General features: G+C 49.1%; 21 protein-coding genes and 1 pseudogene. 7 read left to right on the forward strand and 15 right to left on the reverse strand.

Going from position 1 to position 22823, the window contains the following annotated elements; genetic code table 11:
- Positions 1 to 5: 5 nt before the first annotated feature.
- A complete protein-coding gene (locus tag ACN0RL_RS05505) occupies positions 6 to 308 on the forward strand; it encodes a DUF6172 family protein (RefSeq protein WP_417514516.1) in 303 nt (100 codons plus the stop codon).
- 2 nt (positions 309 to 310) lie between these two features.
- On the forward strand, positions 311 to 790 hold the full coding sequence (locus tag ACN0RL_RS05510; protein ID WP_417514738.1) for a DUF1456 family protein: 480 nt from the start codon (positions 311 to 313) through the stop codon (positions 788 to 790).
- 13 nt (positions 791 to 803) lie between these two features.
- Here the strand turns inward: ACN0RL_RS05510 and ACN0RL_RS05515 are convergent, their stop codons facing one another.
- The gene (locus ACN0RL_RS05515; RefSeq protein WP_417514740.1) at positions 804 to 2051 is read right to left on the reverse strand and encodes a carboxylate--amine ligase; all 1248 of its coding nucleotides are present in this window, start codon (positions 2049 to 2051) and stop codon (positions 804 to 806) included.
- 261 nt (positions 2052 to 2312) lie between these two features.
- Here ACN0RL_RS05515 and ACN0RL_RS05520 point away from each other — a divergent pair, with 261 nt between their 5' ends.
- Together ACN0RL_RS05520 and ACN0RL_RS05525 are read left to right on the forward strand one after the other, a co-directional pair.
- The gene (locus ACN0RL_RS05520) at positions 2313 to 4307 is read left to right on the forward strand and encodes a hypothetical protein (RefSeq protein WP_417514518.1); all 1995 of its coding nucleotides are present in this window, start codon (positions 2313 to 2315) and stop codon (positions 4305 to 4307) included.
- A 24-nt stretch (positions 4308 to 4331) separates the two neighbouring features.
- A complete protein-coding gene (locus ACN0RL_RS05525) occupies positions 4332 to 5795 on the forward strand; it encodes a malate:quinone oxidoreductase (RefSeq protein ID WP_417514520.1) in 1464 nt (487 codons plus the stop codon).
- A gap of 115 nt (positions 5796 to 5910) precedes the next feature.
- On the opposite strand, the gene ACN0RL_RS05530 is transcribed toward ACN0RL_RS05525, so the two are convergent.
- From ACN0RL_RS05530 to ACN0RL_RS05570, 9 genes are all read right to left on the reverse strand, one after another.
- Positions 5911 to 7161 (reverse strand): ABC transporter substrate-binding protein, encoded by a 1251-nt coding sequence (locus tag ACN0RL_RS05530; RefSeq protein WP_417514522.1) that lies wholly within the window; start codon positions 7159 to 7161, stop codon positions 5911 to 5913.
- A gap of 518 nt (positions 7162 to 7679) precedes the next feature.
- Positions 7680 to 10889, reverse strand: coding sequence for a type I restriction endonuclease subunit R (locus ACN0RL_RS05535; protein WP_417514524.1), 3210 nt, complete (start codon positions 10887 to 10889; stop codon positions 7680 to 7682).
- The gene (locus ACN0RL_RS05540; protein ID WP_417514526.1) at positions 10889 to 12022 is read right to left on the reverse strand and encodes a restriction endonuclease subunit S; all 1134 of its coding nucleotides are present in this window, start codon (positions 12020 to 12022) and stop codon (positions 10889 to 10891) included. The genes ACN0RL_RS05535 and ACN0RL_RS05540 overlap by 1 nt, the downstream gene beginning before the upstream one ends.
- Complete coding sequence (locus tag ACN0RL_RS05545; RefSeq protein ID WP_417514527.1) at positions 12019 to 14028, reverse strand: N-6 DNA methylase; 2010 nt, start codon at positions 14026 to 14028, stop codon at positions 12019 to 12021. Before ACN0RL_RS05545 ends, ACN0RL_RS05540 begins: the two co-directional genes overlap by 4 nt.
- Before the next feature lie 203 nt (positions 14029 to 14231).
- A complete protein-coding gene (locus ACN0RL_RS05550) occupies positions 14232 to 14873 on the reverse strand; it encodes a hypothetical protein (RefSeq protein ID WP_417514529.1) in 642 nt (213 codons plus the stop codon).
- Position 14874: 1 nt separating this feature from the next.
- Positions 14875 to 16038, reverse strand: a complete 1164-nt coding sequence (locus tag ACN0RL_RS05555; RefSeq protein WP_417514531.1) for a toll/interleukin-1 receptor domain-containing protein — start codon at positions 16036 to 16038, stop codon at positions 14875 to 14877.
- A 54-nt stretch (positions 16039 to 16092) separates the two neighbouring features.
- Positions 16093 to 16593 (reverse strand): TIR domain-containing protein, encoded by a 501-nt coding sequence (locus tag ACN0RL_RS05560; RefSeq protein WP_417514533.1) that lies wholly within the window; start codon positions 16591 to 16593, stop codon positions 16093 to 16095.
- 232 nt (positions 16594 to 16825) lie between these two features.
- Positions 16826 to 17473: a metallophosphatase domain-containing protein gene (locus ACN0RL_RS05565; protein ID WP_417514535.1), complete on the reverse strand. Its 648-nt coding sequence runs from the start codon at positions 17471 to 17473 to the stop codon at positions 16826 to 16828.
- Positions 17474 to 17684: 211 nt separating this feature from the next.
- Entirely contained in the window at positions 17685 to 17840 is a 156-nt protein-coding gene (locus ACN0RL_RS05570) for a hypothetical protein (RefSeq protein WP_417514537.1), read from the reverse strand.
- A 181-nt stretch (positions 17841 to 18021) separates the two neighbouring features.
- Here ACN0RL_RS05570 and ACN0RL_RS05575 point away from each other — a divergent pair, with 181 nt between their 5' ends.
- The 3 genes from ACN0RL_RS05575 to ACN0RL_RS05585 all read left to right on the forward strand — a co-directional run bounded on the left by ACN0RL_RS05575 (position 18022) and on the right by ACN0RL_RS05585 (position 19154).
- Positions 18022 to 18363, forward strand: coding sequence for a hypothetical protein (locus ACN0RL_RS05575; RefSeq protein ID WP_417514539.1), 342 nt, complete (start codon positions 18022 to 18024; stop codon positions 18361 to 18363).
- A 113-nt stretch (positions 18364 to 18476) separates the two neighbouring features.
- Entirely contained in the window at positions 18477 to 18590 is a 114-nt protein-coding gene (gene tnpA / locus ACN0RL_RS05580; protein ID WP_417514541.1) for an IS66 family insertion sequence element accessory protein TnpA, read from the forward strand.
- Between the two features lie 132 nt (positions 18591 to 18722).
- Positions 18723 to 19154 carry a hypothetical protein gene (locus ACN0RL_RS05585; RefSeq protein WP_417514543.1) on the forward strand — a complete coding sequence of 144 codons (432 nt, stop codon included), beginning with the start codon at positions 18723 to 18725 and terminating at the stop codon, positions 19152 to 19154.
- Between the two features lie 48 nt (positions 19155 to 19202).
- Here ACN0RL_RS05585 and tnpC read toward each other — a convergent pair.
- From tnpC to ACN0RL_RS05610, 5 genes and pseudogenes are all read right to left on the reverse strand, one after another.
- Positions 19203 to 19907, reverse strand: a pseudogene (gene tnpC, locus ACN0RL_RS05590) (IS66 family transposase); the annotation flags it as partial.
- Positions 19802 to 20116 carry an IS66 family insertion sequence element accessory protein TnpB gene (gene tnpB, locus ACN0RL_RS05595; protein WP_417514545.1) on the reverse strand — a complete coding sequence of 105 codons (315 nt, stop codon included), beginning with the start codon at positions 20114 to 20116 and terminating at the stop codon, positions 19802 to 19804. The gene tnpB and the pseudogene tnpC, both read right to left, overlap by 106 nt.
- Positions 20117 to 20195: 79 nt before the next feature.
- Entirely contained in the window at positions 20196 to 20507 is a 312-nt protein-coding gene (tnpA, locus tag ACN0RL_RS05600; RefSeq protein ID WP_417514547.1) for an IS66 family insertion sequence element accessory protein TnpA, read from the reverse strand.
- Between the two features lie 86 nt (positions 20508 to 20593).
- On the reverse strand, positions 20594 to 21220 hold the full coding sequence (locus tag ACN0RL_RS05605) for a histidine phosphatase family protein (protein ID WP_417514549.1): 627 nt from the start codon (positions 21218 to 21220) through the stop codon (positions 20594 to 20596).
- Complete coding sequence (locus ACN0RL_RS05610) at positions 21217 to 22749, reverse strand: methyltransferase (RefSeq protein ID WP_417514551.1); 1533 nt, start codon at positions 22747 to 22749, stop codon at positions 21217 to 21219. Before ACN0RL_RS05610 ends, ACN0RL_RS05605 begins: the two co-directional genes overlap by 4 nt.
- Between the last annotated feature and the right edge of the window lie 74 nt (positions 22750 to 22823).

The raw sequence follows: 22823 nt of genomic DNA on the forward strand, positions 1-22823 counted from the left end.
TCCCAATGAAAAAGACCTTCAAGTTAGATCACCCCAAAATCAAAGTGCCCCGCCTCGTTGATTCCGTAAAGCACGACATCAAAAAATTCCTGAAAAATGAACGTAAGAAACCTCTCCCTTCGGGCGCTAAATTCTGGGGCTTTGATTGCAAGTTCGGGCAATCAGAAGAGACTGCGGTCAAGGTGGAGCTATCATCGTTAACCAAATATATCGATGAGCTTGCCGAAAACAACATCAAGACCATCTATGTGGAAATCACACCCAAAGCCATTGCGGCCGATGAAAACCCGTCTGCAAAGGAGAGTTGATTATCAACAATAACGATATCTTGCGCCGAGTACGTTATATTTTTGATTATAGCGACCAGCTAATGCTTTCTATTTTCAAGCTGGGCGGGTGTGAAGCAGGGAAGCCTGAATTGATTGCCTGGCTGGCGCGCGAAGAAGAGCCCGAATTCGTTTTGTGCGAGGATGAAAAACTCGCTCGCTTTCTGAATGGGCTGATCATCAAAAACAGGGGACCTAAAGGTGATGAGCCACCTGAGCCTGAACCTGCGCTCACCAACAACATAGTGCTCCGGAAACTAAAAATAGCTTTAAATCTGCAAGCAGATGATTTGCTAGAGATCCTTGAACTGAACGAGTTCACCTTGAGTAAGCATGAACTGAGCGCTCTGTTTCGGCGCCCGGATCATAAAAACTATCGGGAATGTCTGGACCAATTGCTCCGTAACATTCTGGATGGAATGGAAAAGCACTACAGGAAGAACCAGGCGCGAACGCCTGGTTAGGTTTTTTTCGCCTCTAAACGTAGAAGTCCAGTTCTTCTTGAGCTTTCAGCAAATCCCGCATCTTGATGGGGTCGTCACCGAAGAAGAAGACCAGACCCCAATGGGTTCCGAAGGCGGACCGGTCGGGAACTGTCTCTTCTGCGGGCGCGACCAGTTCGTGTGACTCGAAGTAGGGATGCTCAATGGTTTCTTTGGGCATTTCCAGCTTGCTCACTACGCGGCGTCTTGGGTACACACCAAAGCAACCTGCATAGCCCTTGGCGTCAACCACTTCACGGGGGAAGAAACTGTCCACTTCTTCTTTGGTACTTTTAGGATCGAACACCAGCATTGAAGCTTGGTACGCACTGAATCCGTAGGCTCTCTCAATAAGCTCAAAAGCCTTGAACCCGGGCGGACGGTACGCAACTTCACCAAAGTACATTTCGCCATCAGCAGTGACAAAATACTCAGGGTGAATCAACCCGAACTTGATTTCGAAAGTCTTGATCAGCAACTCGATCTGCTTGGTGATCGCATTACGCCAGCTCTCAAGTTGCTCAGTCGCGGGCACAAATACCGAGTAGCCCAGCGTTACGTATTCGGAAATGTTGAGGAATTTGATTTTCCCGTCGTGGATCCAGGCCTCGACGGCAAACTCCCAGCCATCCAGGTGACTTTCCATCAGCAGCGGATATTCCTCGGCTGGAATGGCGTCTATTTCTTCGATCTTACGAATCATTCGGTGGCCGAGGCACCCGGCCTTGTCAAAAGCCTTGACGTGAATCGGGTCATCGGGGTCGCCGTCCAGCTTGAGTAGCGTCTGATTGACTCGCTTCATGAAGCGGATGATGTCATCTTTTTCGTGCGCTTCCTCAAAGATCCCGACGCGAATACCGCCAAGCTGTGCACGGCGCTTCATCAACGCCTTATCGCGAAACAAAATCGACTGCCCGAACATACGAGGGCTGTCGAGGAGAACGGAGTTAATGGCCCCTGACCACTCTACGGTTTCCTCGAACAGCGGAATCGCCACATCCACGCCTTCCGCCTTGAGCCTTTGTGCAATCTCGAAAGACCGATCATTCAAGCGGAGAAAATCCCAGGGGATGAACGGGATCTTGTTTGCGGTACAGAAATCGGCCGCCCAGTCTGGAGCAACCACAATGTAGCGACGGTCAAACTTCTGCGCTGCCTTGATGGCATTTACACTCCAGCCGAGCAGAGCGATGTAGCCTTTGTTTGGATCCTTTGGGGTCTCGGTACCTTTCACAGAGTCCATTTCGGGATCGATCCAGCCAGAAACATCGCTGGGTGATTGTTCTTCTGGTGTTATCGACATTAAGTATTCTCCTTGCTGATGAACCCAGACAAGGCGCTGACGAACGCACCAAGTAAGCTGAGCGTTTTTTCGTTCTGCCCCCTCAATATAGTCTAATTGTTACAATTTGAAACAAACCCGCGGAAGAGTTTGCTTCCAAAAGGCCTTAAGAGCATCTTTGGGCGATACTGGATTACACATCGAATGGTTAAGGAAAACACCATGACGGATCTCGGTTCCGGTCCAGACATAAACACTACTGTTGCAAAGTTTGATGAGGCTCTGGAGCAGCTTGCGGTTGCCCGCAAAACTGCCCCAATGGCGTCTAACAGGGAGGTGCTGAAGGCGGCCCTTCCCGTTATGGCTGCACCTGATGGACTGGATGCGTTGTATGCTCGAGTATCGGCGATAGAAGCGAAGGGCGTATTCACCAATGGTGACTGGGGCAAGCCAGCCATTTTGAGGCCCGCGATTGCCGTGAGAACCCTGCGCCAGGGAGCACCAGACTATACGGCCATTGAAGCGCTCAGTGAGCTTCGCCTGCTAGCTGTGGCTGTCGGTGCTTATCGTCACCCCGGCATTTCCGCGGAGCAGGCAAGGCATTTTCTCGCTCAGGTCACGGCATTGAATCTGGATCTCCTGTCTGGCCAGATGAGCGAAGCGGATCGGGAGCGGCCAGAAGGGCTAGGGCAGATCGTCAATTCGCTCTATCAGTATCTCCTCGACAGGCTTGGCTATGAGAGCATTCTCGATAGCCTCGTAGATGAAGTGCGCCGTTTGCTGGCACAGCGCCCGATACAAACAGGTAGTATTAAAAAGATGGTTGGTCAGATAGCCAAATGCCTGTTTGATCCTGAAATCGAGACCGAGGGCATGCATAGAGCCGCACGCCTTGTCAGCGCGCTATTCGGTCCGACGAAAGGCTGTCGCGATGATCCAGGCTTTAAGGTTTATGGCGAACGCCTGGCCGCGATGGATGAACCAGCACTCCACGACGAGGCAGTGAGCTTTGCTGCTGCCATGGACGAGACAGGTATGGTGTCTCCATATCATCCCATGCTCTTGCGCCACCTGCGCGGGCATCAGGACGACCTTATACCTTTGGCATTGGGCCTGAGCCTCACAGGCAACGATGTTTTTCAGTGCTACCAGGAAATTGTTCACAAACTCATCGATGACGCCGTACACCCGGAAACCTGCCAGGCAGTTTACGGCCTGGCCATGTTTCTTGAGCGCGGAGGCTTGTTCACGCCTGCAGTGGCTTCGGGCCTGTGGCGGCAAATCGAGCTGACATTGTGTAAGACAGCCTGCAATGCACTGTCAGAGGCTTTCGGCGACGCTCACCCTCCACGGGTGTATTTACTCGCTGGTGTCATGAGTATTCTGGGACAGCCAAATGGTGTTGGCCAGGGCAATAACCCGACCTGTCAGTCGGTTATCGGGCTTTCAATGTGGGCCTTTAACGACGCCGATTACCTGTTGCAGTTGGTGGCCTGGGCAGCCCGCGATAACGATATCATCATGCGCTTTGAGGGCCATCAGATCACCTCACAACACCTGGAACCCGGCCTTGCAAAAGAGCGCCCCACCGATGTGGATCCGGTGTCATTGATTCTGGTGCCTCACCTCGACCGTATCTATGCAGAAATGGGGCGTTTGTGCGGCGAGCGCGACGATGATTTACACCGCTGGATCAACCCGGAAATGTACGGCTGGTGGGTAGGGCATGCATTTCTCAGCGTGATTAGCCAGAAAACGGGGCACATTGAGGATTATGAGCACTTTATTCGTCATTTTTACGCCTGTTATCACCCTTATTACAACGGCAGTATTCCCGTTATTCACCCGCAACCCGCGGGCATCGTAGCCACCGACAGCGGAGGGCGAATGGTTGGGCGCCATGCCATAACAATCAGGCGTGTAAGTCTTGACCGCCATGGCGAAATGCGGATCTATTTTTATAACCCCAACAACGATAGCGGCCAGGATTGGGGGCAGGGTATCAACTGCTCAACCCAGAGCTATGGAGAGCGCCATGGCGAAGCATCGCTGGCGTTTGCGGAGTTTGCATCACGTCTGTGCGTCTTTCATTATGACTCAAGAGAGGTGGGAGACATGGCTGCGGTTCCCGAAACAGGCGTTCAGCGAGCTACAGAGCTGGGCCGTGCAAGCTGGGCTGCAGTTTTTGAGAAAAGCTATGAAGAGCAATTTCAGTAACATTCACTTTGGCGAACGGACTCTATGAACATAATTATCATCGGCGCAGGCATTATGGGAACCACCTTTGCCACCTTGGCGAAAGAGCTGGCTCCGGATCTGGATATCACCATTCTGGAAAGGCTGGACAGTGCCGGGGCAGGCAACTCCTCGCCCTTCTGGAACGCCGGCACAGGGCATGAAGCGAATTGTGAGCTTAACTACACTCCGGTCGATGGGGAGGTCGTTTCGATTGAAAAAGCTTTCAAAATCCATGCTCAGTTCAACGTTGCCAAACAGTTCTGGGCTTATTTGATCGGGCAGGGCGCCATCAAAGACCCCAAAACATTCATCAATCAAACCAGGCACTGCACCATCGTTTCCGAGTCCGCAATTGAAGAATTGCAATTGCGGTTCAAAGGCATGTCGGCCCATCATTTTTTTGACCAGATGCGTTATTCAGAAGACTTTGATGAGATAAAAAGCTGGATTCCGTACACCATGGACGAGCGCCCGCGCCATGAAAAAATGGCGGCTACCGTTATTGAAACAGGCACGGACGTTAATTTTGGTGCATTAACGGAGCAAATGGCCTTCCACGCGAGGCAGAATCTGGGTGTGAAATTCGAGTATGGCACCCATGTTAAGCGCGTGCACAGGAGCCCGGCCGGGCAATGGGTTGTTGAAGCTGAATGCAACGGGAACCCGGTTCGGCACAAAGCTGATGTGCTTTTTGTGGGTGCCGGTGGAGGCGCATTTCCTCTACTCAAAAAAAGCCGTTTGCCGTTCCGAAACCGCTTCGCCGGCTTTCCGGTTGGCGGACGTTTTCTTATGGCGCCAATCACGGAAGAACAAGCCGGATATTATCGCGCTAAAACATACGGCAAAGCGGAAGTGGGCGCTCCTCCGATGTCTGTGCCGCATCTGGATTTGCGCGTGGTTAATGGAAAACACTACCTGTTGTTTGGCCCTTTCGCTTCCTTCAAGCTGCGCCTCGAAAGAGACCGGGGATTTGTCGACTATCTGAAATCCATTCGGCTGCATGATATTCCGGGCCTGCTGAATGTCGCTATGGAGAATTTCCCCTTGGTTAAATACCTGATCTCGGAGACCTTCAAGGGCGAGAAGAGCATGTTTGAGGAGCTTGAGCATTTTGCACCGGGCTTGAGTAAGAGGTTTGACTGGAAACCGATTCAAGCCGGCCAAAGAGTACAAATCATCAAAGACGGTGACTTGCAGATGGGCACAGAAATCCTCGTGTCCAAAGATAAAACTTACGGAACTTTGCTGGGAGCATCGCCCGGAGCGTCGGTTTCTCCGGAGGTCATGTTGCGGTGTCTGGAGCAATTGATACCGTCGATATTTTCCACAGACGAAGCCAAAGCGAAGAAGAACATGATTTTTCCCGAAGACAATCTGAACGTGTTGATCAATCATCCCGATCGTTACCGGGAAATCCGCGATGCAATTAACAAACAGCTTGGGATAATCGCACCCATGTCGCGATAAATTCGATCTGGCGTTTTCAGAGTGAAGCGGTTTAAACAATCACTGAAAGAGGGAAAGGAAGGTCGTGACGAGTAGAAACGAGCCTACTCGTTACAACCTTGGTCAGATGCAGGTATTACAAATATGGCGGCTTATTGGCTCCCGTGCGTTCGGCCTGCCATTCAGTGAGGGTCTGTGCGGCTTTTTCGCCTTCGAGCGAACCAACCACCTCAAAAAAATCGCTACGCAGCGGGTCACTGATAACGTTCTCTCTTTTTTTACTGCGCACCACATACACTGTCTGAAGATTCTGATGATCAAAAGCACGCCATTGCTGAACATCTTTCAGCAGGGTGAACTTGTGCCCCTCAAGTGCTTTTATAAGATCCTGGGTGTTTGTCGTACCGGCGCGCTCCACTGCATCCTTGTACTGATAAACAATTCCATAAGCAGTAGCTGCAGTCGACGTGGGCCTTACTCCATATTTATCAGTAAATGCCTCGGCAAATTCCTGACCACGGACAAAGCCAAGCTGATAGGGGATCATCCATTCCCAAGGCGTCGTGGAGATCACATCCTCCATAATGGTGGCGCCCGCGTTCTGAGCGATTCCGAGCGTAATATTGGGCAATACAATTTTCATCTTGTCTTTCAGGCCCATCTCATACGCAACCTTGAGCGCTCTCACGAGGTCGTCACCGTATAAAACCAGAATCAGCACATCGGCTCCGCTGGCCTCGGCTTCCCCGAGTGCTTTCTTGAAATCTTTAATAAAAGCTCTTGGGAAGGGGGTCAGGGCATGGGGATGGGCTTGCTTGTCGGATGTGTTCGTAAATTCGCGGATAGACTCTTCCGAGGACCAGCCCCAGGTGTAATCAGCGGTAACGTAGAAGTATTTGGAATCACCAAACGTCGAGGTCAGGTAACTGCCAAGAGCGTTCGCCGTCATCCAGGCATTAGGGTATTCACGAAACATGTGATCGTGCCCCTCACTACCTGTCGTGGCATTCGCGGAGGTTGTTGTACCAAAATAAAGGCGACCCAGTTTTTTCGCGACCTTGCCAGATGCAATAGTCACAGCGCTGGATGCGCCCCCAAACACCATATCCACTTTTTCCTGATTGATGAGCTCTTTGGTGTTAGCGGCTCCGCGCTCAGGTGAGCCAGTGGTATTGCGAATAACCAACTCGACTTCTTTACCGAGAATCCCGCCGGCGTTATTTATTTCTTCAACGGCCAGAAACGCGGCCAGTCTTTGCTGCAGGCCCAGATCTTTGTAACGACCGGATTCCGGGTAGTTAAATCCAAGTTTGATAGTGTCAGCGAGTATCGGAAAACTGCACAGGAAAATCAGAAATCCAGCAAACACAGTTGCTTTCTTATTCATCTATTATGGCCCTCATCCTTTTTTGCCTATTATTTTGCTCAAAGACTATATAGCCATTTCATGACAAAAATCAGGTTTCTTGGGTTAAGAAAGACGTGGTTATCGTAACCGAGTGTATTTCTGGATTTAGTACGTTTTCGCAAAAAGGGGATTGAGTTAGCGGGAATTGGAAACGCGACTTAATACTCCATTTAACATAATATACATTATGCGCAGTATGGCATGTAATCTTAGGCGTTCAGTCCTGGTTACGACTGTAGATTTCAGATGAGACTGAGATTCGGTCTCACGAGGTTTAAAATCTCTAAGCAGCCATTTTTCAATAGCTTATGAGGAATTCCCTGGTTTCTCACTGTCAATTTTTCAAAACACGGTGAGATTCCTGTTGCCTTGACAGGTCACCCCTGCCTCGTTAACGAACCGTGACATGCTCGCACTTACTCAGTGATGCGCTTTCACCGAATTAGTTTCCGACTAAGCGCCTATAAATTCCATGAACCATTTTTGTCATTGTTGGATCAAATTAAGGCACCACTCAACCAGGCATCATTACGCTGTGATATCAACAAGTGCACAAAGACTGCCTCTGTTTTTTCCTCGACTTCTTCGGGATTAAAACTCTTAGGCAAACCAGTGTTCTCATCCCACAAGAAATTTTTGATTTTCACCTTAATCTCATCTCGGGTGCTCTGCTTGGCAGAAAAGTTTTGCACTCGATCCAGCTCTTCTCTTATCGTCTTGTACAGACCTTCAGACACTTTCTTAATGCGATCAATTTCTTTCCTAGAGAGATCCGGCTTCAATAGCAAGTCAAAAAGCGCCAGGGACTCTTCCGAGAGGCCCTCCTTGACTGCCCGCTGATCCTCCTCGCTCAAATCATCAACCAGTTTAATCAAAGCTTCGAAGGTCGCTTCAATAGTTACTCGGTCTTTCTCATTGTTATATGCATCAACGATTTCCTCGTAGTGTTTCTGAAAATCCGTCCTAGTCGGATTTTGCATGAGCATTTTGAGGAGCTTTTTCTCGATGACCTCTTTGAGGCTCTGTACGGTGGTATTTTTGGCGGGCGAGCGCTCAAATTCTTTCCTCAGCCGATCAAAGTCGATCTTGCTGATATCGTATAGTTTGCTTGGACCTTTGACGCCAATTGTTGGCTCAATACTCTCTTCAATTGCGGCGTGAAATTTGCGCATGATGTCGGAAATATCGGCCTTTTCAACATCTTTTTGCAAGCTTTTATAGATAATATTGATTGCATCATAGGCGGCGCGATAGTTATTTATAGCCTTAATCGTCAAACAAGCTTTGAACTTTTTGAACACCTCACGGCATATGATTTCAAAACGCTTCCGAGTTTCGTCGTTTTGGTTAATGACTTCTTTTGCGTCAATGATCACCTTGTTGCGCTCAAAGCCTGTTTTCTCAAGGACATCTTCCAATCTAAATTCTTTTTTTGCCAGAAAAGCTCTTATCGTCTCTATAGTTTCTTCCAGATCCGCAAGCAACTCTTCTTCTGGTTTTACCGGATCAAGTTCTGGTGGCGGCTCTCCATTTTCACCTTCACCGCCAGTATGTCCAGCAAAGGTCGCAAGGGCTTTGCGTAGGTTTTTCAAGATACCGCAGTAATCTACTATAAGGCCGTTATTTTTGCCTTCTGCGACACGGTTGGCGCGGGCTATCGCCTGCATCAAGGTGTGGGCCTTGAGCGGCTTATCAAGATAGAGCGTCGACATGGTTGGCACATCAAAGCCTGTCAGCCACATGGCGCATACGATGGCTACACGGAATGGATGCCCCTCCTTCTTAAACGCGCTCTCCATGTCCAGGCGTTTGCCATCGGCCGTTTCAAAGCCTTCCTTGATAAGCCTACGGTGCGGCGTAATATCAAGATCCCACTTGCGAAATTTATCGACCTCGCCCTGCTCTTCACTTACCACCACGGCCATGATGGTTTCACGCATCCAAGCAAGCTTGCGCTCCATCTCCATGACAGCTTGCTCATCAGACAGTTTCGGCAACTCTTTTTCTACCTCAGTGATCTTTTCCTGCCACTTCTCAAGGATAATCTGGTGCATGCGGACGCAGGTAATCTTGTCGATACAGACCATCATCGCCTTGCCGTTTTGACCGCCAACACTGTAGTGATCGACGAAGTCTTCGGCTATCTGCTCCAGACGGCTTTGCGCCGTGATGATGTGGTAGTCACGTTTTAGCTCCCGCTCCAGGCGCTCGGACACATCCTGATCTTCAATCTCGATCTCTTCGAGCTTGGCTGCGATTTTTTCATTAAGGTCATTGGTCGCAAGTCCGAGCTTTTCACCCCTGGCATCGTAGTAAAGAGGTACTGTTGCGTGATCTTCTACAGCCCTCTGGAAGTCATAGGTCGAGACGTATTCCCCAAATACCCGTCGCGTGATTTCATCATCTTTAAAGAGCGGCGTCCCGGTGAAGCCGATATAGCTGGCATTGGGCAGCGCGTTGCGCAAGTTCAATGATAAGCGCCCATATTGGGTTCGGTGCGCTTCATCGGTAATCACGATAATATCGCCGCGATCCGAATACGGATCATCGGGATCAACGTCTTTATTGAATTTCTGCACCAGCGTGAAGACATAGGCTTTATGCTGGTGCAGCAATTCTTTCAAATGATGGCCTGAGCCTGCGCGGCATGGGTCCTGATCATTATCAACAAGCCCACACCCTGCAAAGGTGTTATAGATCTGACCGTCCAGATCCTCACGATCAGTGCAAATTACAAAGGTAAAGTTGCCGCCGAGCTTGCGGTGAATTTTACGAGCAAAGAATACGATGGAATAAGACTTACCAGAACCTTGCGTATGCCAGAACACGCCAAGCTTGCCTTGCCGCTCTTCACGATTCTTTACTGCTTCGATGGCACGGTTCACGCCTAAGAATTGATGGTTACGGGCAAGGATTTTAATCAGCTTGCCTTCGCTCTCATCGAACAGCGTGTAGTTTTCAAAGAGATCAAGAAAATCGCGTTTATTGCAGATACCTTTGAGTAAGGTCTCCATATCCACAACGCCTGGGTCATCCTCGGCCAAACGCTTCCAGTCATTGAAATGCGTAAACTTGCTGGAAACCGAACCGATCTTGGCATCCACACCGTTACCCAGAATCACAAAGGCATTGTGATGAAAGAGATGTGGAATAGTGTCTTTGTAATCAGACAAATTTTGCTCATAAGCATGACGAATGTCTTTGTGGATGGTCTTGCACTCGATGAACATCAAGGGAAGGCCATTAACAAAGCCAACAATGTCGGCGCGGCGGCGATAAATATCACCACGCACCCATAGCTCACGCACACAAAGGAAGTGATTGTTTTCAGGATGTTCGAAATCAAAAACTTTCAGGCGCTTTTTTTCAAGCTCGCCTTTGGCATTCCGAAACTGAACCTGAACGCCGCTTTTGAGCAGCTCATACTGCTCAAAATTGATTTGCAGCGTGTTCTCGGTCACTGGGGCTTCAGTGATCTGGCGCAGCGCATCTTGATAGGCGGTATTGGGGAAGCCTGGATTAAGCTTTACAAGCGCCTCGCCTAGATAGCGGGTGAGAACGACTTCTCTATCAGACTCCCTGCCGAGTGTGCCTTCCTTGCCGAAGGTTTCGCTGTTATAGGCAAAGACGCTTTCCCAGCCTAACTGCTCCTTCAGATAATCGGCAGTCGTTGCCTGAACCAGTGTATCTTCATTGAGCGGAGGCATCAGACGGCAATCTCCCCTTTCGTAAGTTTAGGAAGCAGTAGATCGCGTGCTTTAGCCAGCTCTTGATTAGTGAGATTTAACTGAACAATCTGCTTGAATATTGGTGAAGTGGTCACACTAAATTGTTCGATGAGAGTACGCGTAGGCATAACAAACTCCATCGCTGCAAGCTTAACTGGACTCAAATTCAACTGGGCAACGCCATATGCAAGGTTTTCTATTTTTTTCTGATTACCTCTATCCGTAAAAGTCCAGTATGCAAATTCGGGCGTTGCATTTCCTTTTGTTGTAATTTTTGCGACACGTTGATTTAGCAAATAATCATTTCCAAAAACAATGCATGCTCGTCCGACATTCCCGGTTAACGACAGAAGAATATCGCCAGTTGAAAGCTTGCAATGTTCCTTCATCTTATCTGGAAGCTGTTCAACTCTTGACGGGCACTCTGGCACGAAACGAGAATCATGGACATTTTTTATAGTCACGATCCCATACTTCCCACCATCTGTGTAGGCCTTACTCTTAAAAGCAAAACCTCCTAAAAATCGGAAAGCGTCGCCATATGTTCCTAGGCACCACCCCTCCGGCACACCATCAATAATTGTGACATGCTCATGACCGGGAAAGCGGAATCGCACAAACCATTCTTTGTAAAGTTGCCGCGCAGATTCCTCCAACAACTCAACCCGCCGATTGTTGTTTTCGATGAGGTTGTCGTATTTAAAGAGAATGTCGACAATGCGCTCTTGCATATCCCTGTTAGGTGCACGTACCTTCAACGAATGCAGTACATTTCTGTCGACTCCTGGAACGGCCGCCTTATCGCTTTTGTATAATTTGAGTGTGTCTTTGAGAATATAAGCTGAAAATCTAGGGTCTGTATCCTTAAAGTCAATAACATACAAAGCTGTATTTAACGGCCAATATTCCTTCTCAAGGAAATAAACTTCGCCCAACGTACCATATCGACCAGTTACAACACCTGGCGGTGCAGCTTTAGCTTCATTGTGATAGCCCGTAATTCCAGAGGATGACACGACAGGAATGTCACCCTCAACTCTTTTAGCATTAGGTAAGTCATGACCACGTTTCAGAGTTATCAAATCGCCCAGTTTGCATTCTCGCCAACTCATATACCCAACTCCTCAAAATTCTTTTGGATTTGGGCGGCTAATGTTGAGGCTTCTTCATTCAATCCTTTCAACTCGATATGAATATCGCGAAGCGTTTCTTCAAAATCGAAGCCTTCGGCCTCGATCTCCGGTGCAACCCCAACATAACGCCCCGGCGTCAGGCTCCAGTCATTGGCTTTAATCTCTTCGATATCTACCAACTTGACCAAGCCTTCCACATCACACAGTTCAGCATCGGGGAAGTGCTCTTGCAGCCAGTGGACTTGTTTAAAGAAATAACGGATAAGCTTTAACTGCTCGACAGTTTCTTTGCGTTTCTCGTCCAGTTCTTTAATTGGTCTGTTCATCCCCTTTTCGCCGCTTTCCTTGGCTTTTTTCTCAACAAACTTATAGAGCTGGTCGATCTGCTTGATGAGGTCACGGCTTGTCTCTGCCAAAGGTTCCAATTTCTCAGCAGTGGCTTTAAGCCCTGCATTATCTTTTGCTGCCGCTTCCCAAGCCTTGGCCTCAGCATCAATACTGTTTTCAAAAGCGTTGATATCCTGGCCTAAAAATTCGAAAGCAGATTTCGTCTCTTCATCTACTTCTGGAATCATACCGACCAGCCCATCCAGTCCAGCAACAAAACTACCCATCTGCTCTTTGCTAGCTTTGGCTTCTACAAGTGTACGATCAAGGTAGCTCCCAACCAGTTCCAGGAAGCGTTCATTCTGGCCACGATAGAGCCAAACGATAGAGGTCAGATTAGCCAGTTGCTCCGGCGAGAAGTCGTAGATTTTACGCGTTATCTTTGTGTAGACATTCCGCGCATCGAGCATCAGCACCTTGTCTTGCATGTGTTCAGCTTTCTTCTTGTTAAAGAACCAAAGCTCACAGGGCACTGAACGGGTATAGAAGAAGTTTGAGCGAATGGCGACCATTGCGCCGACATGACCACTTTCCACCAGCTTACGACGCACTTCGGCTTCCTGCCCTCCGGCACTGGAAGCTTGCGAGGACATAACAAAACCAGCCCTGCCTTCGTCATTCAGATAGCTATAGAAATACGAAATCCAAAGATAGTTACCGTTGGAGACTGAGCCTTTCTTATTCACTCCTGGTAAGCCAAACGGTAAGCGTGGATCGCTTTTTATTTTCTCCGCATCCACGTCATCGACGTTGAACGGCGGATTAGCCATCACGAAGTCCGCTTTGCCCAAAAAATCATGAGGATCTTCGTAGTATGAAATGGCCTTTTGGATTTTGCCTTCCAGCCCATGGACCGCCAAGTTCATCTTGGCAAGACGGATGGTAGTCGGGTTTTTCTCCGCACCGTAGAATGTGGCTACATCCTGTGGGTTCTTGTGCATCTTCTCGATGAAATGAGCACTCTGCACAAACATACCGCCAGAGCCACAAGCAGGGTCGATCACCGAGCCGTGATCTGGCTCGATAAAGTTCACTATCATTTGCACCAAGGAAACAGGTGTGAAGAATTCGCCTCCATCGTGGGCGCTCTGGTTAGCAAATTGGGTTAGAAAATACTCGTAGATGCGGCCAAAAATGTCGCCAGTCGCTTTCTTAAGTGCCGGATCGTTGAAGGTGCGAAGCAGATTGCCAAGAACATCGTTATCCAGTTCTTGATACTCACTTTTGGGCAATACACCTCTGAGGGTTTCGTAGTCGGCTTCGATGATCTCCATCGCGTCGATTATCGCTTGGGCGCGATCATCTGCTTCGGTAAGATTCACCAGAGTGTCAAACTGTGCTTTTTCCTGAAGGAATATCGCCCCTTTACTGGAAAAGTCTTCTTTTGTGAGCGGTCTCGTCACACCGCCTCGAGAGGGCAGTGAAGCCTCAATTTCCGGCTTAACCGCCAGATAGCGACTGTAGGCATGGCGAAGGAAGATCAGGCCCATCACAGGCATGAAGTATTCATTACTGGCGTAATTGCTATTAGCGCGAAGGTTGTCGGCACTACCCCAAAGTCGCTTTTCTATTACTTCAATATTCTCTAGCTGAGCCATTCAGTTTGATACTCCGTCTTTTCTCTTTCTATTCTTAAATTAAGTTGTCATTAGTCACGAAGGCGTTCTGCTTCATCTCGGGAAGGGATATTTAGCGAATCTTGTCGGATTATCGCGAATGAAGGAGTTGGCTTACTGCTTGCTGTAGAAGATTGCCGCTCCTGCACCATTTTCAGATAGCCGTTATCGAGGAATTTCCAATCCTAAGATTTTATGTGTGTAGCCGTTGTGACCCCTGGCTCGCGAGACGGTTCTCTATTCTCTGATGCAGATATCTCCAGGAGATTGTTGAAAAGCTTCACATAGTCCATTTCGTCCCACAGATCGCTATTGGCGTTACGGTCCGAGCGATTTGTCAGGTCCAAAACTGCTCCTCCTGTCGAAAAAATTGGGATAGCATTTGCCTGAGGTTGCATAGATCGGAACAATTCGAATTCATCCACGATCCCTTCCATCCCACCAATAAAAATCCCGGTTTGAAACCTGTCATGGGCCAACATCTCTTCTCGCATGCGTACCAAGCTTTTATCTCGACTGTTGTCGACGGAATCTACGTAAATGACGTTTTTGAATTTTTCGTTTTCTTCAGGAAACTCCTCTGCGAAAAAATTCGATTGGTAAAGTGTTACCCAATCTCCGTAGTTGATTCCCAAATCTTCAGCAACAGCCCAAATCATTGGCGTGATTGCAGGATGTCCACCCCATACAAGATGTCGGCGACCCAAAAGAACATGGACCAAAGCCGATACCGCTGAGGTAATAGCTACTGTGTCAGCTGTCTTTGCATATTCTGGAGAACGGCGCGGGTCAGGTATGCTTGCTGACAAAAATACGGGACCAGTCATTCTACTCCTCCCAACCGGCCAACAGCCAATCTGCTTCGCGCACTTTTAAGGTTCGGACAGACCTAATGTTTTTGTCTAACCAGACAAGATGCTGCTGCCATTTCTCCCTAATACCAACGTGATCGTAGATCAGTACTGGTGTGCCTGGCTCTTGAGTTGCGTCGGACTTATCAGCAATATCGTTCAGAAGTTCAGCACTTGGCAGACCAACCACTGGGTAGGCCCTCAATAGGCGTTGGTCGAGTAATCGGAGTGAAATAGCTCTGTGGGCTCCCACTCCCTGAACTTCAGCGCCAATTTTTTCTGCCTCCTCCCAAAGTTTTCCAGCAATAGAAAGATATCTTGCCGCGATACTTCTGCTGCGAAGGTTTTCAACAGCGAAAGCGATTTCCTCTACCCGCTCGCCTTTAATGGGTCCGTCAGAGGTCTCCAGATCCTCCTCAGCAAGGTATACAGCTTCAGATAGTGACATGGCGCGGTGAGATTCATGATTGGGCCAAACTACTCTAAGGATGTGAATCTCCTTTGCCCGCGCCCTGCCCAACTCCTGAACTGTCCACTTGCTATCAAAATAGGTCGGAGTATCGAGCATTACCATGACATCGGAGTCTACTAGCCGATGCCAGAGAACATCTTGAAAAGGCTCACCCGGCCTGATGTCGTGCGTATCTAGAAAAACATCAAAGCCTTTTGACGTAAGTATGTCATGCAGCTGTAGCGCAGCTAGTCTCGATTCCGTGCGACGGTAGCTGACAAACACTCGTCGCTGATCCCGCAGCAGGCCAACACACTCCAAAAGTACTGCTAATAACGAACTTACGTTTTCATCGTCATTATCGATAAAGTGGGCATTGAGTTGCTTAACAAGATCCGGAATGCATTCCTGGATTGAGGCTGCATTATCAACGATCGGGATAATCGGGACTTTTTGGGAGATAAGGGTCCGGAGTTCCTCTATATGTTCTTTCTCCGGACTGCCGAAATAAGCGACCACACAAGGAGCCTTGCGATTTCTCTGAGACAGGTTTTCTTCATTCAGGACGACAACGTCTTCTCCGATTGAAAGACCAAAATCAGCAATGGAAGATTCAAGTTTCCGGGAGAGCCGTTCCTCAGCTTCCTTGCGTTGTCCAGATGTTAGTATGACGATTTCATACAAACTCATAGAGATACTTCCTGACAGAGCCCCTCAATCTCAGAAAAGGGCATTGGATACCGATCACTTGTACTTTCGTCTAGCTTCTATAGCTTCTTCAATCCAGTCAACGATGTTGTCTTTGATTGAAGCATATGTTGCTTGGCTGGTTGCGCCTGAAGGAGTCTTGATGGGGGCAATGCCTCCCAAGTTTCGGCCCAATGAGGTGGGAACAACGTTTTCAAAGGGATTTGAACCTTTTGGGGAGCTGTTTCCTGAATTGTCTTTTAGCTTATTAATGTGGATGCCCAACACACCTTTCCCATCGTTCCAAGCTTTGGCAATTTCATGCTTCACCCAGCGTCTATTGGATGTGCTTTCGCCAACTAAAACGACAACACAGCTTTTCCCTTCCATTTGCTTGGCGATCCATTCTTTAACCGCATTATCGCCCCGCTGTTTGACCTGCTCCCAGTCGTTAGCCGTAGCAAGTTTTTGCCCTTCCAGCGCGTTGATATTGCGAACCTGCTGTGTTCGCCAGAAATCGTTCTTGAAGTGAAAACTGTAAAACACTTTGCGAGCCATGCTTACCTCTTCCTTGTTGGGATTTACACGAGCATACGGGAGAAGATTCTCGGCTTCCAGTAGGCCGCAGCTAGGAACTTGGTGGACGAATATGAACAACCTGCAAAGCAATAGGCTTTGATTGAATGGCTGAACCACCCTTGGTGCTTCAGCGCATCCCTTTCGACTTCTCCACATTGCCCTTATCGAGTATGACTAAAGCATATTTATCTCAGACTGTAGCTATTATCTGTCAGTCGATATCGAAAACGATAGGATGATTAGAAGGCTGGTAGCGCTCCGTGCAGATGCTTGCGTTAACAAACCGTACTTCCCTATCGGATTTGCGAATCTCTGTCCCGTAACCGCTGTGTATATGGCCAAACACGTGAGCTTTAAGATTTTTCAACTCGAAGATTCGCCTCAAAAGGTCATTGCACCCCACCTGCGCTTCGCCCCGATGGGTGACAACGAGGTCAAGGATTCCTGCTGGAGGACCGTGAGTAATCAGTACATCGGTATCCAATGGAATTCTTTGCCATTTATCGAAAAGTTGTAATCCTCTCCTTGCGTTAAAAGCCCAATCAAAAAACTCTGGCGTCCAAGGGCTACCCCAAAATTTCAAGCCATCAATGACTACATCTGAGTCTTCCAGGTATATGGCATTTTTCACAAGATTACGCGCTTCTTCTGGGTTATCTTCGAAACACGTGTCGTGATTTCCAGCAATGAGTATCTTGTTCGGGTGAGGCAGCGTACCTAGCCATTTGTCAAAATCCTCTAAATTCGATAAGGAACCGAAACCTAGCGAGTCACCGGCGTGGATGAGTACATCGCCGTATGGGATATGATTGATTTCCTCATGTTTGCTGTGTGTGTCAGATATACATACAATTCGCATAAGTCCCCTCAGTTCACCGGGATGCTGCCAGCCACGCCAGCAATCATTGGACTTGAAATCCTTGCGCTCTCAGCGTCTTCCGACCCAAGAACTCATCGGGGCTATATCCGGTACGAAGATCAAGTAACGCCTCGGCTGGCAAGGTAACTGCCTGGCCTTCTTCTTGGCACAGGTACTCACTGTTTCTTGTTCGGTAAAGCCCTTCACCCATTCACTCAACAACGGGGCTGGTGCAGACAAAATCTCCGGCTACCCATCGACTTTTTCGGTCTTCGACGACAATCCCCCAAAGCACTTGAGCAACGACATCGCCCTCCTGTTCCAAATCAACTAAATACCACTTCTCAATTATTGTATCGGTCATCATTAAATACTCTGGCTTTCTTAACATAGAGTTCTAAAAATAACCTATACTTCAAATTTAATTTTGTAAAGCATTGTTTTTGAAGGTTATTTCAACATTAATTATCTATTTTTGGGGTTATTTTTAATCAAAATAAAAATCAAATGTTTAAGTTATTGAAAATCAAAAAATTGAAAGGTGATGAATGACGAAGAATAAACACAAGTGTATTTCTTTAGACACCTACCGACGCCGAAAAAAACTTGTGGCGTTGGCTGCGGAGTGGGAAAAGAGCCTTCCAGGACCATCAACGAGCTACCCTCACCTGGTATTTTTGTATCCGGAGGAGCTTGCCACGCATAAAAGAGAACTACTGTTCAAGCGACTGGAAGCGGCTGCCAGAACGAACGGACAGACGCTCGTGATTTCGGACTGTCATTACAGCCGTGCTGGATTCTATGTCGTGTATGAGGAAATTGGAGAAGCGAGACCAGGCGCTGTGGACATTGACGGGATTATCGACGACTGGAGTGAACGGGACCGATGATAAATGCGCACTTATGCACTCGAATTTACCGTAAGCGCCAATAAACCAGCACCTACACGCTAGCCCCGAGATTGCCCAAACTGACTTCCTCACCAACAGCAGAGGAAATCAGTATGGCGCATACTCAGCGAGCACAAGGCTGGCATCAGCGTATCACGGACTGGCAGGCGTCCGGCCTTTCCGGCATGGCCTACTGCAAGCAACCTCGGATTGCCGTTCAGGGCTAAAACAAATCCGGATCGTTTTCTCTGGCAGTTTTGTCACCAACTCCCTAAATCTCCGCCAAGCTTTGTTGTTACTGAGCAGAGTCTACAACTGCTATAGTTCAAAAATTGCCAACTACCCCCAAGGTTAAGAAAATGACCAGATTGATTTCATTCATGCTTTTGATGATGCCAACCGTCGCGTTTTCAGAAACTTACCTTTGCTTGTCTGAGAAAGGGGCTGTTGTAACGTACAACCATAAAGGAGCTGTTAGCAGCCAAGTCGCTAATGTTGCAAATCGAAAATATATCCTCACAAATGAAAGTGGCTCGTGGCAGGTGAAAGGAGTGCCTTCAGGAGAGGTTATATTCTATCTTTGCGACGAACATGGAATGCTCTGCAGGAAATCGGAAACTAGCCTAGATTATTTTAATCACTTAGGCTTTACCAACGGCGGCGATGTGTTCGTTGCTCATCACTCTATTTTCACATCTGAAGGCAAGGGTAAAAATGCAGAAAATCTTACCATAGATGATGTTCGCATCATAAAATTGACAGAATCGGGGGCATGCACAAAGGTAAACTAGTCCATACTTTCAGAGTATCGTAAGCGCCGTTAAATCGACATACTTGCGCTAATCGTTCTGAGCCACTTCTTTTGAACCCGGCAGTTCAGCGTTCCAGGGCAACAGCATTTCCAGTTTTTCAAGACTGTCCGCTTCGGCAATGTGTTTCAGCATATCGTAGATGTAAGCGGAGGGCTCCAGATTGTTCGCCTTGGCCGTTTCGATCAGCGAGTAACAGGTGGCACTGGCGTTTGCGCCTTGTGACGTATCGGCGAACAGCCAAGCCTTGCGTCCCACTGCGAAGGGCCGGATGGCGTTTTCGGCCAGTACATTACTGATGTGCAGGTCATCGCGTTCGCAATAGCCCATCAGGGTGTCCCATTGGTTGAGGGTATAAACCATGGCCTTGTGAGTCAGCATACCCTTCACCACTTTGCTGACGTTTTTCTCCAGCCAGGTCTTGAAGGAGACCAGCAACGGCAGGCTCCGCACCCGATAGCGCTCGACATCGCTCAGATCTCGGGTAACCTTCTCGATGGCATACAGCTTCCGGATGTGGCTCAGAGCTACATCGGCTTTTGACGGCGAACCTTTCCTGCTCTTGGCCGGTGCGGCCCGAGCCGCTTCCACGAACTTGCGGCGAGCGTGATCCCAACAGCCAATCCGCGTCAGTTTGTTCTCGCGGCACACTTTCCCGTAACCAGAGTAGCCATCAGCTTGCAGGATACCCTGGAAGTCATCCAGCAGACGCATGGGTACCTTGCCACCGCGAGCCAGTTGATCTGCTCTCCAGTCAGCGACATCAGCTCATCGGACGGACCTGGCCACTTGAACTTTTCCTCGGCCAAGGCTTTGTAATAGAGCACGAAACCGTTGTCTTCCCACATCAGGCACTTGACCTTGTTCCGCTGCCGGTTGGTGAAGGCGTAGAGGGCACCGGAGAACAGACTGTGTCCCAACTCCCGCTCAACAATCAGGGCCAAGCCGTTGGCCTGCTTGCGGAAATCAGATACAGGTAGATCTCCGGCAGATCCCAGGACGGACGCAAGTATCGGTGTCGCATCACAGTTGCCTCAGCACCGCGCCCAGCAATTCAATGTTGCCCGCACGCAAGCCGGTAATCGACACACCACCGGGCAGAGACACCCTTAGCCCATCGGATGTTCCTGAGTCGGGAGCCGCCGTCACGCTGGCAAATCCGGACGATGCAACCTCGTTTAATTCAGGTACGCCGAGCGTCAGTTTCATTCGCCAATACACAAACTGGCAATAGGTCAGCGATTGTTTCTTGCAGGAGGCCATGCCGGAAAGGCCGGACGCCTGCCAGTCCGTGATACGCTGCTGCCAGATCTGTTCTCGTTGAGTGTGTACCATGCTGATTTCCTCTACTATTGGCGAGGAAATCAGTGTCGGCAATCTTGGTGCTGGGGTGTAGCTGCTGGTTCATTGGCGCTTACAATTTACCCAAAGACCAAGTCAGTTGGCTCTGAACCAAAACCGCGCTGCGAATAGGAGATGTCGAGAGAACCCTCCACACCCAACTCGACTCGCAAACCACCCAGGTAATCCGGCCAGTCAGAAAGCTCCAACGGAAACTTCTGCAATCTGCTGGCAAGTGTGGCAACGATCGTGTCGTGCGTGACCCACAGGTGTATGCCGTCCTCAGACCGCGTTAGCCTCTCTTTGATGCTTCGCCCCATCTGCCCGACGGCCTGATCAAGGTCTTTAAAACCAGGCCAAGTTGAGGTGCCCGACAGTAGATGTTGGTTAACCGCGTCAACGCCTTGTTCAAGCCAATTCGTCCACGCCAACTCGGCATCTTCGATAAAAAAACCTGGGTCGCCAAGTAAAGTGGACCGGCCTACCGAGTCGAGTGGAAAACCGTGGTGCCTGGCAACAATATCGGCTGTTTGGATGCAGCGTAGAATCGGACTGCTCTCAATAGACAGAACTTTCTGGCTCAGGGATTGGGCAAACCGAGTCGTTTGGTCAATACCGTTCTGTGTCAGTGCTAATTCGTCACCCACTGTTCCGTCTTCAATAGCAGGCCGTTCGGCGTGCCTTAGGATGAGAAGGGTTTTAGTCATGATATGACCCTACAGCGCAATACGGACACTAGACTTGTCCCGGTGATTATCTCGGTGATTTCGAATCCTGCGCTAGTGAGAAGTGATGAGTAATGACCCTCGGACCTTTCTTGGCCTCCCGTAACAGCCAGGAGATGCAGATCGCACAGCCCTCCGCCATATCCCGACTTTGGCAAAAGCATTTCGAAAACCAGTAACTCGCCTCCAGGGTTAAGTGCGGCTTGAGCGTTCCGAAGAATGGACACTACCTGTTCATCGTTCCAATCGTGGAGCACCCTGGCGAGCATTAGTTTATCAGCGCAGATTGGCCAGGCATTGAATAGGTCAAACGGTAGGTATTGAACGCCTTCATACAAATGCTGCTGAACAATTTCGGCTTTGTCTCCGCAATAAACATCAGCATCCGGGTGACATTTCTTTATCAGGGAGCTTAAGGTGCCGGTACCTCCAGCCGCATCGAAAACCACTTCACCGGCGCTGAACGTCAGCTCCGGAACGAGAGACTCATAATCGTGCATTGCGTAGCTCGCCAGCATCTGATGATGGCCGTGAATGCGAGCTTCGTCGTTGCTGATGTGGTCAAAAATATCCTGGTCAACCACCGCCCCTCTCAAAATCGCTGGTAGTTTTCCCCAACGTCGTAACAAATCACTTCCATATTCTTCAGGAGCTGAGACAAGGGTTTTCGGATGGTCGGATCGTAAATACTCGCCCTTTTCGGTCAGCACGTATTTATCCCGCACCAACCGAATAACACCTAGCTCCCCCAGGGCCCTGAGAAACCGCAGTAATCTATCGGGATGCATAGAAGTTGAGTCAGCAAGTTGCTGGTGATCGGCTGGCAGAAGATCAAATAACCTTAACTCTGTAGCCGCTTTTAAGCTCATCGTTCGCCAATAGCCCACCATATCGGCAGACAGCTCAGCAAAGTGATCAGCTGTTGGAGAGCGCAGGGTACGCAGTGTTGTTCCTTGCTCGTCAATAATGAGCAGCGCACCGTCCCAAGTCTCGACTCGAGCGCAACCGTTATAAAACGGCTCGACATTCGCGTACCTCGCTTCGTATAGCGAGCACCCCGCCTTGGTTATGTGATACCACCCTTCCTCGTTGCGTGCCCTGGCATAGCCTTTGTGAAACACATCAAGATCAATGAACCACTGCCCATGGATAAGCTGACCTGTGAAGGCGATGTGGGAACTCAGACCGTTTCGATGTTGGACGACGGCGGAGCCCTCGCGAAAGTCTCCAGCATAAGACCATTTCGATGGATAAAGAGGCTCTCCCGCGAGATCTATATGGTAATAAGAACCTTCATGATCACAAACCACGCAGACATCGCACTGGAAATTACCGACAAACGCATATCGGCTTTCGTACAGTGGGTTTCCATCTTGGTCGATGTGAAACCATGCACCCTCCGAATTGACCGCTGCCGCTCCACAATAAAAGCCGAAAGCACGGTCATACCGCGCTGCGTATGCGTCCGTTCCGTCCGTGTGAACGTGCCACGAAGCCTTGTTTGCGTGCACCGGGGCCAACCCTGGCGAATGAAAAGGCAGCACTTGTTCATAACGGTGTCGGTAAATCGCCCTTCCCTGCGAAT

This window comes from Marinobacter sp. (assembly GCF_048259445.1).
In the GTDB taxonomy this organism is placed as follows: domain Bacteria; phylum Pseudomonadota; class Gammaproteobacteria; order Pseudomonadales; family Oleiphilaceae; genus Marinobacter.

Bases quoted from the DNA above. Each gene is read 5' to 3' on its own strand.
- ACN0RL_RS05570 (WP_417514537.1), bottom strand. From the start codon at position 17,840: ATGATGACCGATACAATAATTGAGAAGTGGTATTTAGTTGATTTGGAA.
- ACN0RL_RS05565 (WP_417514535.1), bottom strand. From the start codon at position 17,473: ATGCGAATTGTATGTATATCTGACACACACAGCAAACATGAGGAAATC.
- ACN0RL_RS05605 (WP_417514549.1), bottom strand. From the start codon at position 21,220: ATGACTAAAACCCTTCTCATCCTAAGGCACGCCGAACGGCCTGCTATT.
- ACN0RL_RS05505 (WP_417514516.1), top strand. From the start codon at position 6: ATGAAAAAGACCTTCAAGTTAGATCACCCCAAAATCAAAGTGCCCCGC.
- tnpA (WP_417514547.1), bottom strand. From the start codon at position 20,507: ATGGTACACACTCAACGAGAACAGATCTGGCAGCAGCGTATCACGGAC.
- ACN0RL_RS05545 (WP_417514527.1), bottom strand. From the start codon at position 14,028: ATGGCTCAGCTAGAGAATATTGAAGTAATAGAAAAGCGACTTTGGGGT.
- ACN0RL_RS05550 (WP_417514529.1), bottom strand. From the start codon at position 14,873: ATGACTGGTCCCGTATTTTTGTCAGCAAGCATACCTGACCCGCGCCGT.
- ACN0RL_RS05585 (WP_417514543.1), top strand. From the start codon at position 18,723: ATGACCAGATTGATTTCATTCATGCTTTTGATGATGCCAACCGTCGCG.
- ACN0RL_RS05530 (WP_417514522.1), bottom strand. From the start codon at position 7,161: ATGAATAAGAAAGCAACTGTGTTTGCTGGATTTCTGATTTTCCTGTGC.
- ACN0RL_RS05535 (WP_417514524.1), bottom strand. From the start codon at position 10,889: ATGCCTCCGCTCAATGAAGATACACTGGTTCAGGCAACGACTGCCGAT.
- ACN0RL_RS05515 (WP_417514740.1), bottom strand. From the start codon at position 2,051: ATGGACTCTGTGAAAGGTACCGAGACCCCAAAGGATCCAAACAAAGGC.
- ACN0RL_RS05575 (WP_417514539.1), top strand. From the start codon at position 18,022: ATGACGAAGAATAAACACAAGTGTATTTCTTTAGACACCTACCGACGC.
- tnpA (WP_417514541.1), top strand. From the start codon at position 18,477: ATGGCGCATACTCAGCGAGCACAAGGCTGGCATCAGCGTATCACGGAC.
- ACN0RL_RS05560 (WP_417514533.1), bottom strand. From the start codon at position 16,593: ATGGCTCGCAAAGTGTTTTACAGTTTTCACTTCAAGAACGATTTCTGG.
- ACN0RL_RS05555 (WP_417514531.1), bottom strand. From the start codon at position 16,038: ATGAGTTTGTATGAAATCGTCATACTAACATCTGGACAACGCAAGGAA.
- ACN0RL_RS05540 (WP_417514526.1), bottom strand. From the start codon at position 12,022: ATGAGTTGGCGAGAATGCAAACTGGGCGATTTGATAACTCTGAAACGT.
- ACN0RL_RS05525 (WP_417514520.1), top strand. From the start codon at position 4,332: ATGAACATAATTATCATCGGCGCAGGCATTATGGGAACCACCTTTGCC.
- ACN0RL_RS05520 (WP_417514518.1), top strand. From the start codon at position 2,313: ATGACGGATCTCGGTTCCGGTCCAGACATAAACACTACTGTTGCAAAG.